Source organism: Gardnerella piotii (assembly GCF_049815665.1).
GTDB lineage: Bacteria > Actinomycetota > Actinomycetes > Actinomycetales > Bifidobacteriaceae > Bifidobacterium > Bifidobacterium piotii.
On the sequence record NZ_CP187450.1, the window covers coordinates 844,084 to 860,434 of the forward strand.

The 16,351-nt window shown below is 40.1% G+C and carries 13 protein-coding genes and 1 tRNA gene; 13 read left to right on the forward strand and 1 reads right to left on the reverse strand.

Translation table 11 applies throughout. The features are described 5' to 3' along the window. Position 1: 1 nt before the first annotated feature. Positions 2–1,018, forward strand: a complete 1,017-nt coding sequence (locus tag ACPEIW_RS03510) for a glycosyltransferase (protein WP_410294342.1) — start codon at positions 2–4, stop codon at positions 1,016–1,018. Positions 1,019–1,134: 116 nt separating this feature from the next. Here the strand turns inward: ACPEIW_RS03510 and adhP are convergent, their stop codons facing one another. Continuing rightward, complete coding sequence (gene adhP / locus ACPEIW_RS03515) at positions 1,135–2,145, reverse strand: alcohol dehydrogenase AdhP (protein WP_425663080.1); 1,011 nt, start codon at positions 2,143–2,145, stop codon at positions 1,135–1,137. A gap of 329 nt (positions 2,146–2,474) precedes the next feature. Between adhP and ACPEIW_RS03520 the strand changes: the two genes are divergently transcribed. The 12 genes from ACPEIW_RS03520 (at position 2,475) to ACPEIW_RS03575 (ending at position 16,338) form a co-directional block, all read left to right on the forward strand. Then, positions 2,475–2,550, forward strand: a tRNA-Gly gene (locus ACPEIW_RS03520). Between the two features lie 411 nt (positions 2,551–2,961). After that, positions 2,962–3,543: a hypothetical protein gene (locus tag ACPEIW_RS03525; protein WP_004130824.1), complete on the forward strand. Its 582-nt coding sequence runs from the start codon at positions 2,962–2,964 to the stop codon at positions 3,541–3,543. Positions 3,544–3,806: 263 nt separating this feature from the next. Next, positions 3,807–5,864 carry an AMP-dependent synthetase/ligase gene (locus ACPEIW_RS03530; protein ID WP_016801422.1) on the forward strand — a complete coding sequence of 686 codons (2,058 nt, stop codon included), beginning with the start codon at positions 3,807–3,809 and terminating at the stop codon, positions 5,862–5,864. A 126-nt stretch (positions 5,865–5,990) separates the two neighbouring features. Next, positions 5,991–6,479, forward strand: coding sequence for a peptide deformylase (locus ACPEIW_RS03535; protein ID WP_425663082.1), 489 nt, complete (start codon positions 5,991–5,993; stop codon positions 6,477–6,479). A gap of 269 nt (positions 6,480–6,748) precedes the next feature. Continuing rightward, positions 6,749–7,549 carry a 30S ribosomal protein S2 gene (gene rpsB, locus ACPEIW_RS03540; protein WP_016792016.1) on the forward strand — a complete coding sequence of 267 codons (801 nt, stop codon included), beginning with the start codon at positions 6,749–6,751 and terminating at the stop codon, positions 7,547–7,549. A gap of 29 nt (positions 7,550–7,578) precedes the next feature. Continuing rightward, positions 7,579–8,430, forward strand: coding sequence for a translation elongation factor Ts (gene tsf, locus ACPEIW_RS03545; protein ID WP_004130831.1), 852 nt, complete (start codon positions 7,579–7,581; stop codon positions 8,428–8,430). Positions 8,431–8,585: 155 nt separating this feature from the next. Then, positions 8,586–10,013: a UTP--glucose-1-phosphate uridylyltransferase gene (locus ACPEIW_RS03550; RefSeq protein WP_016792019.1), complete on the forward strand. Its 1,428-nt coding sequence runs from the start codon at positions 8,586–8,588 to the stop codon at positions 10,011–10,013. A gap of 226 nt (positions 10,014–10,239) precedes the next feature. Then, positions 10,240–12,168, forward strand: a complete 1,929-nt coding sequence (locus ACPEIW_RS03555; RefSeq protein WP_016792021.1) for a helix-turn-helix transcriptional regulator — start codon at positions 10,240–10,242, stop codon at positions 12,166–12,168. A 1-nt stretch (position 12,169) separates the two neighbouring features. Then, positions 12,170–12,544: a hypothetical protein gene (locus ACPEIW_RS03560; RefSeq protein WP_016792023.1), complete on the forward strand. Its 375-nt coding sequence runs from the start codon at positions 12,170–12,172 to the stop codon at positions 12,542–12,544. 10 nt (positions 12,545–12,554) lie between these two features. Then, positions 12,555–15,137 carry a DEAD/DEAH box helicase gene (locus ACPEIW_RS03565; RefSeq protein WP_050567861.1) on the forward strand — a complete coding sequence of 861 codons (2,583 nt, stop codon included), beginning with the start codon at positions 12,555–12,557 and terminating at the stop codon, positions 15,135–15,137. Between the two features lie 58 nt (positions 15,138–15,195). Continuing rightward, complete coding sequence (locus ACPEIW_RS03570) at positions 15,196–15,543, forward strand: RNA polymerase-binding protein RbpA (protein ID WP_004130843.1); 348 nt, start codon at positions 15,196–15,198, stop codon at positions 15,541–15,543. Between the two features lie 81 nt (positions 15,544–15,624). Further along, positions 15,625–16,338, forward strand: a complete 714-nt coding sequence (locus ACPEIW_RS03575) for an HAD hydrolase-like protein (protein ID WP_016635311.1) — start codon at positions 15,625–15,627, stop codon at positions 16,336–16,338. Positions 16,339–16,351: the final 13 nt, after the last annotated feature.

Consider the following 16,351-nt stretch of genomic DNA (forward strand, 5'->3'; position numbering starts at 1 on the left):
CATGAGTGAAATTACGAATACTTCTGTTAATACTATAGACAAGCTTGCGATTATTGTTGTTACTTATAAGCGCCAGGAGCTTCTTGCAAATTTGTTCAAATCATTTGAGTGTCTGAATCAATGCCCGTGGCGAATTGTTGTTGTAGACAACGAAAGTAGCGAAAAAACGCGCAAAATGGTGGATGATTTAGGCGATATTCTTTCGCGCAGATGGGGCGCTTCTAGCGCGGACGATTCTGGCGATTCAAACCGCGTTGTTTACGCGCCACAAAGTAGCAATCTTGGGGGAGCTGGCGGTTTTAGTGCTGGCGTTAAAAAAGCGTATGAGCTTGGCGCACAATGGTTTTGGGTTATGGACGATGATGTTGAAACTGTTCCAGAATCTATTGAGCGTCTTTGCAAGTGGACTAAAAGCCACGATGTTATTCAAGGAAGTCGTTTAGACTACGACGGTGGTGATTTTTATTGGCAATATAACTTTATTGTTTCTCTTGGAATCCCTAATCCAATCGCTCCAGCAGCATTTGGGCCATCTGGCTACCGCGTTATGAACACAATGTGCTTTGAAGGTGGATTGTTTAAGCGCAATATTGTAGAGAAAATCGGACTTCCAGATTCGCGCTACTTTATTTATTGGGATGACACTACTTATGGCTATCTTGCTAGCAAAGTTACGAATCCGATTGTTGTAAATGACATTATTCTTCGCAGAACTCGTAATATTCCTAATTGGGATATTGCTGGTGTTCGCCAACTAAATTCCACTTCCGACATGAATCGTTACCATATTATGAGAAATCGTGGCTTTATGGCGCGCTACTTTATGATCCACGGTGATTTTAGGCCATTTATGTTTGCTCTTGGAACCGCTTTGACTGCTGCAAAAGAGCTTATTAGGCTTGTTGCTGTAGATCGTGAGCATATTTTAAGTGGCGTTAAAAAGCTTTTTACTGGTTGGATTGCAAGCAGAAAAATTTTGCATGATCCTAATTGGAAGCCAATGCCTCCGTTGAAATAGTGTACAAAAATTAAGTCTTAAAACATCTTAAAGCATCTTAAAACTTCTTAAAACATAAACTAGAAGCCACCTAGCGTTTGCTAAGTGGCTTCTAGATTTTTATTTTATCTCTTTTTTCAGTGGGAGAGGTCAATTACCATTCGACCGCGAATCTTACCGCTGAGCATCTCATCGAAGATGTCGTTAATGTCTTCCATCTTGCGCATATGGCATTTTGGAACAACCTTGCCTTCAGCACCAAACTGGAACGCTTCTTCCAAATCCTTACGAGTTCCAACAAGAGATCCGACCAAGCGGATTCCGTCGAGAACAAGGCGAGGGATGCTGAGTTCCATATCTTCTGGTGGAAGACCAACAGCTGCAACAGTGCCGCCTGCTCGTACAGAGTCAACTGCACAGTTAAAAGCATCCTTGCTTACAGCGGTTACAACAGCGCCATGAGCGCCGCCTACCTTCTTCATAGCAAATTCAGGAACATTTTCCTTAAGTGGGTTCACGCACAAATCTGCGCCATATTCCTTAGCAAATTCAAGCTGAGCATCGTTAACATCTACTGCGATTACGTGCGCACCAAATACGTTCTTTGCATATTGCAACGCAAGATTACCAAGACCGCCAAGACCGAATAAAATAAGCCATTCGCCTGGGTGTACGCCAGATTCCTTAATAGCCTTGTAGGTTGTAACGCCAGCGCAAGTGATGGAGCTTGCAGGAGCTGGATCCAAGCCTTCTGGGACCTTTACTGCGTAGTCTGCTGCGACGATGCACTCTTGAGACATGCCACCATCGGCAGTGTATCCTGCGTTCAAAACGCTACGGCAAAGTGTTTCTCTGCCCGTGGTGCAATATTCGCAATGTCCGCAACCCTTAAAGAACCATGCTACAGATGCACGGTCGCCTGGCCTTAATGTTGTAACACCAGGGCCAACTTCCTTAACAATACCAATGCCTTCGTGGCCAAGAATAACGCCAGTTTTATCGCCAAAATCTTGGTTCTTAACGTGAAGATCGGTGTGGCATACGCCGCAGCACTCCATATCGAGTAAGGCTTCGCCAAATTCCAATGGACGAAGTTCCTTCTCTACAACCTGAGCCTTCTTATCTTTGGTTGCAACAATAGCCTTCATAGAAACCTCCTTGTTCTATGCTTCATCTTTGAAAAACATTGCTTTTTCAGTTTTCTTTTACCTGTTTGGTAAAAGCTATCTTTTATTCTACATTATTTTTACGATTTTTCATGACAAAAATAACATTTTAATAAAAATTTTTATAAAAATTTATGGCTTAATGATAATAATTATCGTATTCAATATTTTTCTTATCGTTTTCTTATCTTTTTCTTATACTCAACACTCCGTAAAATTGCTTGAATACAGCAGAAAATCACTATATATTTTTTTATTTTTGATTATAACTTGCATTCAACAATAAATCAGGCTACTATGGCATCTTGCTTGCGGATATAGCTTAGTTGGTAAAGCGCAACCTTGCCAAGGTTGAGACCGCGGGTTCGAGTCCCGCTGTCCGCTCCATTTGATTTCTCAGTAGATATGTCCTCATATCTACTGAGATTTTTTATTTTCTATTACATGTCTCAGCACGTATGCCAGCTTTCGGTGTTATAGGCAGCCAAAAGGGTATAGGCCAAAACTGCGTAAAGCTAAGCTGATGAATATTCTGAAAATAGAATTAGTCAGCCTAGCTTTGGACTATAAAGCAATTCTTTTTATTCAATGTGTATAACTTTTGTTAGATAATCCTTGATTTTTCGGTGAAAATTCAAGCGTTATGAATGTTTTATCCACATATTAAATTAACTCTTTTATTTTTTGCAATAAGCTGTATGCTTTACTTAAACATTAGAAAATAATGTGAAAACAAAATTAACAAATAAGGAATTAAAAAATAAATGACTTGACAAAATTTTAGGAAAGAAGGAGAGAATGAGAAATTTTTCTAACACTCTGTTATACGCAAACGACGATGATAATGAGACATTTTGGGAGGTTATTAATAGTAACTTCCCAGATCAAGTAGATCCGTCGCGGTTCCAGACTAAAGATAGAAGACCTTTTCCAGTTTATGAAGGTTTAATACCAGTTGGGTCTTCTCGCTCAATGGCAAGTTATCACGTATCATCGTGTTTCAATAATACGCATGGTAAAAAGATGTACCTATATCTTGCAATGCAAATATGCAAAGTAGCGTGCATAGTAGGTGATATTTCTCACGGCAGGCCAATATCGCCAGAGATGAAAAGAGCATTAACAAAAGAGTGTATATACAAACTCGAGAATATGTGGTACTTGATTAATGAATGCTACAAAGATAAGCATAATGAGGCAGAAGTTTCTAAGCTAAGAAGTAATCCAACAATACCGAAGATGATAAATGGAATACTGGTTTCTCCATCACAATTAGAGGCAGTTGTTTTGCTTCATATTGGAGATACAGAATATTGGACATCTTTAACACTTAGATTCATAATGGGAAAATGGGTTTGCACGTTAGCAGATATAGGTTAGGTTTTACCTAATCGTAGTTTGCATAATATGAATTTTAAGTAGTTATTGATTTAATTAAGTATGTACATGCATAAACATGTTGGATTATGTAGCTTATTTGCGTAACGCCCCTAGAATATAATTTGCATTTGCTGTTTTACTCAAGGGGTTTTCTAAATCATTATTTGTTAAATTGTTATTTTGTAAAAAATGCCAATTTTCTGTGCATATTTTTGTATCTTCATAGTTTTGTGTTGGCATGCTTATACCGTACAATTAAGAATATGCTGCGAGAATTTTCTGTAGAAGACATTCACCCAACTAACGATGGTGACACAATTTATTCATTGCTTGCCAATAGGGCAATGCGAGACCCGCAAGGCGTGATTGCACAATGGCAAGATGACAATACTCGTCAATGGCACGATGTTAGCGCATCACAGATGCTATCCAAAGTTCGTTCTACTGCAAGAGGCTTAATCGCTCTTGGTGTTAAGCAAGGAGACAAAATCGTTATTTACTCTCCAACTTGTTACGAATGGGGTGTTGTTGACTTTGCGTGCGCTTGTATTGGTGCTGTAAGCATACCTATTTACGAAACTGACTCCGCTCTTCAAGCTGCAGATATTATTTCGGAAGTAAAGCCTGTTATCGCTTTTGCAGGAGACGATGAGCATGCGCAATGCTTGGAAAGAGTTCGTCAAGACAATAAGCGAATTTCGTTAAAAACGGTTTTTAACTTTAAGGCCAATGGTATTGATGCTGTTATTGATTTTGGAAAATCAATAAGCGACGATGAGCTAAATAATGCTATTAATCAAATAAAAGCAGATGATTTAGCAACTATTGTTTACACTTCTGGCTCTACTGGCAAGCCAAAGGGAGCAATGCTTACTAATAGAAACTTTACGCACATTGTTTACGCAGCATACGATGTTCTAAACGACATGTTGTATAAGCCAAGTAGAATACTTCTATTCCTTCCTCTTGCACATTGCTTTGCAAGGTATATTCAATATGTTGCAGTTGGAGCGAACGGTGTTATTGGTTATGTTCCAAACGCTAAGCATTTGTTGGCAGATTTGCGTAGTTTTAAGCCTACGTATTTGCTTGGCGTTCCTCGAGTGTTTGAAAAAGTTTATAACGCAGCATCTCAAAAAGCTGGTGCTGGAATCCGCGGTAGAATCTTTGCTAAGGCTGTTCAGCATTTTGCTGAGTGGTCTAAAGACGAAGTCGAAGGAAAATCGCATTCTATTTATGCAAAATTGCAGCACGATTTTTATATGAAGACTGTCGGTTCTTCTATAAGATCTGCACTTGGTCCTAATTTAGCGTGGCTAGCTTGTGGTGGTGCTCCAATAAATGCAGAGCTTGCTCACTTCTTTAATGGATTAGATGGAATAACTTTTATTCAAGGTTATGGAATGACGGAAACAGCTGCTCCATGCGTTGTTAACTTTGAGCATGCTAATCAAGTTGGTTCTGTTGGAAAGCCTGGCCCTGGAATCACAATTCGCATTGCAAATGATGGCGAAGTTCTTGTAAAAGGTCCTAATGTTTTTGTTGGATATTACGGAAAGCCAGAGCTTACTGCAGGAGTTATTGACCAAGATGGATGGCTTCATTCTGGCGATTTAGGCGAGATTGATGATGAGGGCTTCTTAACAATTACTGGCAGAAAAAAAGACATTATTATCACTGCTGGCGGAAAGAACATAAGTCCTGCTCCTCTTGAAACCATTATTGCAAAGTGTCCTATTGTTTCGCATGCAGTGGTTGTTGGAGATGGAAAGCCATTTGTTTCTGCTCTTATTGAGCTTGAGCCAGATATGGTTCGTTCTTGGCTTAATAATCAAGGAATGGATGAGACTATTCCAATGAAAGATATTGCACAAAATGATGCAATCCGATCTGTTGTTCAGCAATTTATTGATCAAGCTAATAGCACAGTTTCTAGAGCGGAGTCTATTCGTAAATTTGTTATTTTAGACGAAGAATTCTCTCAAGACGCTGGTACGTTAACGCCAAGCATGAAGGTTGTGCGTCCAAAGGTTTTGAAGAAATATAGCGATATTATTGAAACGCAGCTTTATGCTCCAAAACCTAATAGTAGGCCACTTCCTGCAACGGTTAAGATTTTAGATAAAACAACCGAAACTGTTAAGCAGGCTCAAGAAACTGTTAAGCAAGCTCAAGAGGTTGTTACGCCTAAAGTTAAGCAAGCTATTGATCAAGCTGCAACGCATTTGAAGCGTTTTGGAGAAGATTTGCCTGTGCAATCCGATTCTAAGGAATCTTATTCAAATAATGAAGATGGAGTAAACCAAACCGTTAGTGAATAAGATTATAAAATAAGATACTAATAGGCTAATTAACAATTGCAAATATAGATTTACAGCTGGTATTACGATAAAGCTTGTATAATTATGGATTGCGATTTTAATTAGCCTTTTGTTTTAAGGAGTGCCGTGACTATTAGACAAATCCGCGTTGTTCCAGACCCTGTTCTTAGAACACCTTGTGATGAAATTCGCGAGATTACACCATCTGTTAGAAGTCTTGTAGAAGATTTATTAGAAACTGTAAACGACCCAGGTCGTGCAGGTCTTAGCGCAAACCAAATTGGTGTTAATCTTAGAGCATTTTCTTATAACATTGATGGAACAATAGGCTATATTCTAAATCCTGTTATAGAAGAGCTTAATGGTGAACAATACGGAGATGAGGGCTGCTTATCGGTTCCAGGATTGTGGTACAAGACCCGCAGAGCTGATTATGCTAGAGCAAGAGGAATAGATCTAGACGGTAAAACTGTTGTTTTAGAAGGTAAAGGCTTAATGGCCCGCATGATTCAACATGAATGTGACCATCTTGATGGTCATGTGTATATTGACCGTTTAGAAAAAGATGTTAGAAAGCAAGCTTTACGCCAATTGCGCAATAGCCCTTCTAAGTAGCTAATTTAATAAATTATCGCGATTTTTTATAGAGATTGATTACAAAGTTAGTATAAAGCTTCTGTTATAATTTGGATTTGCGTGTTCGCTTTGAGCATGAGTGTTGTCGCGTTATACGATTGCTCGTTTTTTATTGTCTATCAGAATGCGCATATACGCGCCATGTACGCGTCCGTTCGTGTCGGTCGGCTTGGATTTAGTTATATGCTAGCCAAGTTGCATGCGAACAGACATGGCCAGGCAAGAACCGACAAGAAAGGTATATAGATATGGCACAGATTACCATGAGCGAAATGCTGAAGGCTGGTTTGCACTTCGGTCACCAAACTCGTCGCTGGAATCCAAAGATGAAGCAGTTCATTCTTACTCAGCGCAATGGTATTCATATCATCAATTTGTTCAAGTCGCTCGACATGATCGACAAGGCTTATGACTTTATTAAGCAGACTGTTGCTCATAATGGCACTGTTTTGTTTGTGGGTACTAAGAAGCAGGCTCAAGAAGCTGTGCAAAATCAGGCTACTCGCGTAAACATGCCTTACGTAAGTGAGCGCTGGCTCGGCGGTATGTTGACTAACTTCCAAACTGTTTCTACTCGCGTAAAGCGTTTGAAGGAACTCGAGGAAATGGACTTTACCGACGTTCGTGGATCTGGTTTAACCAAGAAGGAACTTTTGCTTCTTGAGCGCGAAAAGGATAAGCTTTCCAAGCAGCTCGGCGGTATTCGCAATATGAACCGTACTCCTTCTGCAATGTTTGTTGTAGACGTTAACAAGGAAGCTTTGGCTGTTGAAGAAGCACACAAGCTCGGTATTCCAGTTGTGGCAATCGTTGACACCAACACCGATCCAGAATCCGTTGAGTATCCAATTCCAGCAAACGACGATGCAATTCGTGGTGTAGAGCTTCTTACAAGCTTGATGGCCGATGCTGTTGCAGAAGGTTTGCTTGATCACGCTGGCAAGGGTGCAAAGGCTGAAGATGCCAATGCTCAGCCAATGGCAGCATGGGAAAAGGAACTGCTCACTAAGGAATCTGAACAGTCCGACAATGAAGCCAAGGCTGAATAAGCCTGTTGGCAGTTAATGAGGAGAACAAAATGGCAGCAATTACTGCAGCGTTGATTAAGCAGGTGCGCGAAGAAACTGGCGCAGGCATGATGGACGTTAAGAAGGCTCTTACTGAAGCCGAAGGCGATGTAGCTCGCGCTAAGGAAATCATCCGCGCTAAGGGCATTCAGGCCGCTGGCAAGCGTGAAGGTCGCAAGGCTCAAGAAGGAACTGTTGCTTCTAAGGTTGTTAAGACTGCAGAAGGCGAAACTGGTTATGCAGTTGAGTTGAATTCCGAAACTGACTTTGTTGCTAAGACACCAAAGTTTGTTGAATTCTCCGAAACTGTGTTGAACAATGCTATTGAAGCCAATGCTTCTAATGCAGAAGAGCTTCTTGCCGCTAAGGCTGGAGATGCTACTGTTAAGGAAGAAGTTGAAGAAGCAGCAGCATTGTTTGGCGAGCACGTTAAGGTTGGCCAGATTGCCAAGGTTAACGGTCCTCACGTTGAGGTTTACGCTCACAAGAAGTCCGTTGAATTGCCTCCAAGCATTGTTTCTATGATTGCTACCGACGAAGCAGGCGCTAAGGTTGCTCACGAAGCTGCTTTGCAAATTTCCGCTATGGGTGCTCAGTGGCTCCGCCGCGAAGACGTTCCAGCAGATGTGTTGGAGTCTGAGCGTCGCGTTGCTACCGAAAAGTCTTTGGCAGAAGGCAAGCCAGAAAAGATCGTTCCAAAGATTGTTGAAGGCCGTTTGAACGCCTTCTTCAAGGAAACTGTTCTTCTTGAGCAAGCTTATGTTAAGGATCCTTCCAAGACTATTGGCGACTTGTTCAAGGAAGTTGGCGGCTCTGCTTTAGCTTTCGCTCGTGTTGAGGTTGGCAAAGGCTCTGCTGAATAGTTTTTGCTAAGTTTCAAATAATTTTCTTTTACTGAAAACTATTTGAAATGTAAAAATGGACTTGCGTGTTTAACGCGTGAGTCCATTTTTGTTTGCAACATATTGTTTGAGCAGATAAACTATTAATCACAATGCATACAGGGAGGCTGCGTTAAATGGACAACACTTTTGAATTGTCCGCTGCAAAGATGCGCGAACAAGGTATGAGCGAAGTTGCTATTAGCCAATTTGAACGTCTTTATAAAGTGTGGAATGAAGATAAAACTGGCGGATTTATTCGCGAAAACGCAGTAGAACCTATTAAGACTGTGCCAAATTTTCATGAGATTTATGAAACAATTGATCACAATAAAGCAGTTAACGCGTTTTCAAAAACAGCATTTATTAAGCTAAATGGTGGTCTTGGAACGTCAATGGGATTGTCTTGTGCAAAGTCGCTATTGCCAGTTAGAAGACATAAAGCTCGTCAAATGAGATTTATTGATATTATAATTGGCCAAGTTCTTACAGCGCGCCAACGTTTAGGCGTTGATTTGCCCTTGATTTTTATGAACTCTTTTAGAACGTCTAAAGATACGTTACAAGTATTAAAGCGTACAAAAAAGTTTTCTCAAGAAAATATTCCTGTTGAAATTATTCAGCATCAAGAGCCAAAGCTTCTAGAAGAAACGGGGGAGCCTGTTTCTTGTTCTAAAGATAGCAGTTTAGAATGGTGCCCTCCAGGCCATGGCGACATTTTCTCTACTATTTGGGAATCTGGATTGCTGGATATTCTAAAGAAAAATGGCATTAAATACTTGTTTATTTCTAACTCCGACAATTTAGGTGCAAGACCCTCTAGAACTCTTGCTCAGCATTTTGAAAATACTGGTGCTTCAATCATGATTGAGGTTGCTAAGCGTACTCAAGCAGACCGTAAAGGCGGTCATATTGTTAGAAGTCTTGAAACTGGCAGAATGATGCTTCGAGAAATGACTCAGGTTGCCGCAGAAGATAGGCGAAGTGCGCAAAGTATTAATAAACATCCTTATTTTAATACTAATAATATTTGGATTCGCGTTGATGCTTTGCAAAAGATTCTTAAAAAATATAAAGGTGTGCTTCCTCTTCCAGTTATTTGCAATCACAAGACTGTTGACCCAACTGATGATTCAAGCGAAAAAGTGATTCAGCTTGAAACTGCTATGGGTTCCGCTGTTTCGCTTTTTGACGATGCGATTTGCGTTGAGGTTGATAGAATGCGATTTTTGCCTGTAAAGACTACTAACGATTTGTTTATAATGCGTTCTGACCGCTTCCATCTTACAGATTCTTACGAGATGGAAGATGGCAATTACATATTTCCAGATGTGGATTTAGATCCACGATTCTACAAAACTATTGATGATTTTAACGAAAGATTCCCGTATTCTGTTCCAGCTTTGGCTGCTGCAAAATCCGTTACAATCCGAGGCGATTGGACTTTTGGAAGCCAAGTTTCTATGTTTGCAGATGCTATTTTAGAAGATACAGGGGAGCCAAGTTACGTTCCAAATGGTGAATTTGTGGGTCCGCAGGGCATTGAGCCAGACGAGTGGGTGTAGTCACAAAATAAATTCATTCGGGCGTGTCGTGTGGAAAATGGCCTTATTTCAACGTTTTTATAGTGTTGATTATTGTATTTTCAAGAAATTTGATGACTTTTTTTGAAAATGTCCACACGTATGGCAAAACACCATTAAAATAGTTAAGGTGTGTGTTGAGAATTTAGCGTTTTTCGCATGTTTTTAACACAAAGTGAAATTACAAAGAAACGATACGTGAGGACAAATGGCAGAAGGAAGTAACGGAAGACGTCGTTTTTCCGATAAGTGGGGCAAACACGAGCTTGATGTACTGGCTGTGTTGTCTTCCGCATTTCCACAATGGCTGACTTCGCGTCAGATTGCGCAACGAGTTAAGGCTTATGCCGATTCTTATGGAGAGCTTGCCGATCAAGCTGCAAAGGCTGCGTTTGCAAAGCAATTCCAAAGAGATCGTGCCAAGCTTGCAGCTATGGGTATTGCGATTGAATCTCGCCAGCCTGAATATTCTTCAAAGTCTGAAGGCCAAGATTTTGCATCCTACAGGTTGCAACTTGGTGACGAACCACGCGTGCGTATTCGTTTTGAACAAGAAGAGCTTCCTGTTCTTGCGGCTGCTAATTATTTAGCTCGTTCTATGTCGATTTCTTCTTCTGAATCACGCAAAGTAGATCAGCAACATTCTTCTGCGTCTCGTACTGCTCCGCGCGTTCCTCAAACGCCTATTCCTGGTTTGGGCTTAGATTCTATTGCTCCAGGGCTTGGAACTCAAACAATTCCAGACGCATTGGTTAAGGTTATTGATTCTAGAAGATTTGCAGCAACTGTTGACGTTGATGGTGAACATTTGAACGTTGCATACACTGATTCCGACGATTTAGCAATGTTTGTTCTTGAGCATCCAGGTTCTTGCGTTGTAAGCCCTCAAGAAGCGGTTGATGCTTTCCATAGAAGACTTAATGCTGCTACGCAATTCGTTGAATGCGACGAAAATTACGCTGATCAAAACGTTGATTCTGCACGTTCTAATGCGGAAGATAATCAAGACCTTTCGGAAAACGAGCCAGACAAGTCTCGTCAAAAAAAGACGTCTTTCCAAACGGGAAGTGAAGTAGATCGCAGACTTCGACTAATGCTCTTCCTGTCTGCTCATCTTGGAGAAGAATTCCCACTAAATGAGCTTGCTGTAAGATTTATTGGCAAACCTAAGAATGACGATGAGCTTCGTAGATTTGTTGCGATTTTGCATAAAGACATTAATACGCTTACTACCGTTTCCGACGATGGAGAGATGGCAGGTAGCCAATTCTTCGATATTGATTGGTCGCTTTTAGAAACGGAAGGTATTGTTTCCGCAACTAACTCACTGGGTCTTGAGCGTTTAGCAGGAGTTTCTCAACAGTATATGAGTATGCTTACTGCTTCTATCAATTACCTTGCACATTCTCCTCTTTTGCCTGTTGAACAAAGAGATCAAGCCAAAGCGCTTTACATGCGTTTACGTAGGCATGTTAGCCCTGGTGAGACTCCTTGGCTTAGCCTTACTGGTTACGAGGTGGAGCCTAGAAATTGTTCCGTTGTTCGCAGTGCGATTAGCGCTAACGCATTAATCGACATGGAGTACACGGACGGCGCTGGTAGAACTCGCAGAAAGATTGTTGCTCCTTCTAAGATTTTTGTTGACGAAGGCGTTTACTACGTTGCTGTTTGGACAGATGTTGAGAATCAAACTCCACAAGATAAGCGTAGTTTTGTTGCAAAAGACACTTCGATTAATAAAGCGAACGGTTTGCCTAGAATTTGGCAGGTTTTGCGCGTTGCAAGAATTGAGCGTGCAGAAGTTGTTAAGCCTATTTGTGCTGTAGAAATTCCAGATGTTCCAGTTAGTGAACTTAGAAAATGGAGTTTTGACAATGGTACTCAAACATGCTTTATTACAGATGAGCCAGATTTGAACTTCTTAAAGAGTCTTTCTGGAGCTACCATCGAGCCTTGTGGAGCTGGTGTTAAGGTTCACTTAACGGTTTCTTCCGACTCCTGGTTTGTTGCATTTTGCATTGCTCACGCTCGTCATATTAAAGCTGTTTCTCCAGAAACTTTGCGCACTATGATTATTGCTCGAGCACAGCGAGAATTAAGCGTTAATAATAGCGATTTCCAAAACGTGGAGAATTAAAATGCCATGGTGGATTTGGCTTTTATTAATTCTTTTTATGCTATGTATGATTGGTGCAGGGCTTGCGTACGCGCTTAAATGCGCGTATAAGATTTTAACGAATTGCACTAGTTTTTACACTAAGGCTTATTCTTGTTTTGAAAAGTTGCAAAACGGTGATGATTCGTTGAAAAAGAATTCCTATCCATTTTTTACGCGTCCGATTAGCGATGCTGCGCAATGTGTAGAAGAGGCTCGTGTTCGAGTTTTAAGACGCAGAGAAAAAGTAGGGGATTCTCATAGGACTGTTTGGCAGCATTGGAATAATGTGTCTTTGCGTAAGGAAGATATTGACAATCCAATTTTTAAGGAATCTAAAGAAACTAAAGGAAACTAACGAATAGTTTATGACTACGCTCCCATTATCTCCGTCGCAACGATTTAATGCGTTTCGCAAGACTTTGCAGCATTCTAAATCAATGGCTGCAAAATTTGAAAGCTCTTTAAGTTTTGACTTGGATGATTTTCAACTTGAAGCAATTGATGCTCTAGAAAATGGAGATAATGTTCTTGTTGCTGCTCCTACAGGCGCTGGTAAAACGGTTGTAGCAGATTTTGCTGTTTTTTTGGGCGTTAATCGCGGTGTTAAAACCTTCTATACAACTCCAATCAAGGCTCTTAGCAACCAAAAATATCATGATTTTTGTGAAGTTTATGGCTCTAATAAAGTTGGTCTTTTAACAGGAGACACGTCTGTTAACAGTGAAGCAGATATTGTTGTTATGACAACAGAAGTCTTACGCAATATGCTTTATGAACGTTCAATAACACTTAATTCTCTTGGATTTGTTGTTTTAGACGAGGTGCATTATTTAGCAGATAAATTCCGAGGAGCAGTTTGGGAAGAAGTTATTATTCATCTTCCGCAAAGTGTTAAAATTATTGGACTTTCGGCAACTGTTTCTAATGTTGAAGATTTTAGCGCATGGATTTCTTCTGTTCGCGGAAACACTCATTTAATCGTAGATGAGCATAGGCCTGTTCCTCTTGAACGTCATGTTATTATCCAAAAAGATGGTCAAACAGAGCCAGAGCTTCTTAATCTTTACGATACAGACAAAAATGGTAATGCAACGAATCGTGTAAATCTTGCTTTAACTAGAAAGTTAAGCCAGTGGGAAAACGCTGCTTTGCGCAAAAAATCTTCTTATTTAAGTAAAGATAAGAGATTCTCTAAAGGGCGATTTTCTAGAAGAAAATCGCGTGAGCGCTCTAGTGATTTACAAAAAAATTCCAAGTCGTCTTTAACTGTTCGTCATACTCCTAAAAGATGGGCTGTTATTGACGAGCTTGATTATCTTAATATGCTTCCTGGGATTTACTTTATTTTCTCACGTTCTGGTTGTGATCAAGCTGTTCAGCAATGCTTAAACGCTGGTCTAGCCCTTACAAGCGATGAAGAGATGTACGAGATTCGTAGAATTGTTGATTCAATGATCTCGCAAAATAAGCTTTCTAAAAGTGACTTAAAAGCGCTTAGATTTGAACGCTTTAGATATGCTTTGGAACAAGGATTCGCGGCTCATCACGCAGGCATGATTGCGATTTTTAGGCATATTGTTGAAACTCTTTTTGAGCGTGGTCTTATTAAGATTATTTTTGCTACAGAAACGCTTGCTTTAGGCTTAAATATGCCAGCTAGGAGCGTTGTTGTAGAAAAGCTAGTTAAGTATGATGGCACGGGTCATGTTCCTCTTACTCCTGGAGAGTTTACTCAACTTACTGGCCGAGCTGGCAGGCGTGGAATTGACGATATTGGTCATGCTGTTTTAATAGACAATCCTGATTTTGACCCAGCTAAAGCGGCTTCTCTTTCTAGCAAGCGTGTTTATCCTCTTCACTCTAGCTTTGTTCCAACTTTTAACATGGCTGTTAATCTTCTTAATAATAGCGATGCAAAAACAGCTCGAGTAACACTTAGCAGCTCGTTTGCGCAATGGGAAGCAAATGCTTCTGCAACGCGCCTTTTGAGTCGTATTGAAGAGCTTCAAGAGGCGATTAGTGGCTATGAGCAAGCTTTCCATTGTTCTAATGGCGATTTTGCTGAGTTTATGACTCTTAGAATGCGCCTTAAAGACGCTCAACATGATCAGCGTAGAAAACTTAAGCATACTCTGTTTTCCAGCGATTTAGAGCGTTCAAATGCATTCAAAGAGTTAGATAACAAAATTGCTAGCTTGCGCATTCAAGAAAGAAACCATCCTTGTGCAAATTGCCCAGATATTCAAAACCATTTACATTGGGGATATTATTGGGCTAGAGAAACAAAAGAGCTAAATCAAGTTAAAGAACGTTATAATTCTAGAACTGGTTCTGTTGCAAGATGTTTTGACAACATTTGCAATGTTTTATGTAGTTTGGATTACTTAAAACAAACAGGTAATACGTTTGTTTTGACTAATAAGGGTCAGCTTCTTAGACGACTTTATAACGAGCTCGATGTTGTTTTTGCGCAAGCTATTTGCGAAGGTATTTTTAACGATTTAACTCCTATTGAGCTGTTGAGTTGTGTATCTTCTTTGGTTTATGAGTCTAGAGGGCCAGTGGGATCAGAGCCAAGAAGATATCCTGGTGGATTAGACGGCGCTGTATTCAATACTGTTTCTAGATTAAAAGAATTGTTTATGCGCATAAGCAATATGTGCTTAAACAATCATCTTGATGCGTTGAAATCGCTGGATTTTGGCGCAGTAGACCTTATATATGATTGGGCACAAGGCGCTGACTTGCTTGATATTTTGCAAAATACGGATATTACGGGTGGAGATTTTGTGCGCTTTGCTAAAAGACTTATAGACTTGCTTAATCAGCTTGCTGTTCTTAGCGATTATTTAAGAATTTTGCCTAATGTAGACGATTCTTTAGCACACAAAGCATATGAAGCAGTTCAAATAATTAATCGTGGGGTAGTAGCATATTGTGATGTTTAATCTTTATAGTCCGTGCAATTCGCTAGCTTTATAATGGAAACTAAAAGGAGAATATAATATGGCAGAACGCAGTTTACGTGGTATGAGCATTGGTGCAAAGTCGCTAGAATCCGACGATAATGTTGATTTTGCAGCGCGTAATGATGTTACATATGTTTGTCCTAAAGGGCATAGGACTATTCTCCCTCTTGCTCAAGGTGCAGAAGTTCCAGAAGAATGGGAATGCCGTTGCGGTGCTTTAGCGCATAAAGAAGGCGACGCAGATAGGCCAGATGATGATTTTAATAAGCCAACTCGAACTCATTGGGATATGCTTTTAGAGCGTAGAAGCGAAGAAGAGCTAAAAGCTTTGCTTGATAAGCGCTTGAAAATGCATCACGAAGGTTGGATTCCTGATTACGAGTAGTCTTTGATGTGTAGTTTTACTTTAATTTTGTGATTAATCACTAATATTAATTATTTAATTTAGGATTTTAGGGAAAACTCCATGAAAGTTGTTTTGCTTGATTTGGATGGCACTTTGACTCAATCTCATATGGGAATTATTGCGTGTGCTAAAAGAGCTATGAGCGATTTAGGCATGCAAATTCCAGACGATGAAGAGATGATGCGCTTTGTAGGACCGTCTATTCTTGAATCTTTTCAACGAAATGGCATGCCAGAAGATTTGCAATTAGAAGGCGTAAAGTTGTATCGAAAGTATTATTCCGAAGTTGCAACTTTTACAGATCCGAAAAATCCTAGTGGTAGTAAAATCACTGGAAGTCTTTTGAATAAGGTTTACGAAGGTATTCCAGAACAATTAAAGAAACTACGTGAATCTGGATATTATCTTGCTACAGCATCTTGCAAGCCAGAATATCAAGTTAAGCCTATTTGTGATTATTTTGGTTTAACAGATTTAATTGATGGAATTTACGGCGCAAGTGCCGATATGTCTAGAATTAAAAAAGACCAAGTTATTCGCTATGTTTTGAAAAATATTGGTTTTGACTATTCGCTAGACAAAGCATTAATGGTTGGCGACCGATGGACGGACGCAGATGGTGCTTTAGCATGCTACATTGATTGTCTTGGTTGCGCTTGGGGCTACGCAGAGCCTGGTGAGCTTAAAAAGCACGGTGCTTATAGGATTATTGACAATGTTTGTGATTTGAGCATTGCTATTGATGAATATTTTGATAATACTTTGCGCAAATAGTATTTCTATATAA

Excerpts from the sequence above, each read along its gene's own strand:
- ACPEIW_RS03510 (WP_410294342.1), top strand. The coding sequence starts at position 2 with ATGAGTGAAATTACGAATACTTCTGTTAATACTATAGACAAGCTTGCG.
- adhP (WP_425663080.1), bottom strand. The coding sequence starts at position 2,145 with ATGAAGGCTATTGTTGCAACCAAAGATAAGAAGGCTCAGGTTGTAGAG.
- ACPEIW_RS03525 (WP_004130824.1), top strand. The coding sequence starts at position 2,962 with ATGAGAAATTTTTCTAACACTCTGTTATACGCAAACGACGATGATAAT.
- ACPEIW_RS03530 (WP_016801422.1), top strand. The coding sequence starts at position 3,807 with ATGCTGCGAGAATTTTCTGTAGAAGACATTCACCCAACTAACGATGGT.
- rpsB (WP_016792016.1), top strand. The coding sequence starts at position 6,749 with ATGGCACAGATTACCATGAGCGAAATGCTGAAGGCTGGTTTGCACTTC.
- tsf (WP_004130831.1), top strand. The coding sequence starts at position 7,579 with ATGGCAGCAATTACTGCAGCGTTGATTAAGCAGGTGCGCGAAGAAACT.
- ACPEIW_RS03550 (WP_016792019.1), top strand. The coding sequence starts at position 8,586 with ATGGACAACACTTTTGAATTGTCCGCTGCAAAGATGCGCGAACAAGGT.
- ACPEIW_RS03555 (WP_016792021.1), top strand. The coding sequence starts at position 10,240 with ATGGCAGAAGGAAGTAACGGAAGACGTCGTTTTTCCGATAAGTGGGGC.
- ACPEIW_RS03560 (WP_016792023.1), top strand. The coding sequence starts at position 12,170 with ATGCCATGGTGGATTTGGCTTTTATTAATTCTTTTTATGCTATGTATG.
- ACPEIW_RS03565 (WP_050567861.1), top strand. The coding sequence starts at position 12,555 with ATGACTACGCTCCCATTATCTCCGTCGCAACGATTTAATGCGTTTCGC.
- ACPEIW_RS03570 (WP_004130843.1), top strand. The coding sequence starts at position 15,196 with ATGGCAGAACGCAGTTTACGTGGTATGAGCATTGGTGCAAAGTCGCTA.
- ACPEIW_RS03575 (WP_016635311.1), top strand. The coding sequence starts at position 15,625 with ATGAAAGTTGTTTTGCTTGATTTGGATGGCACTTTGACTCAATCTCAT.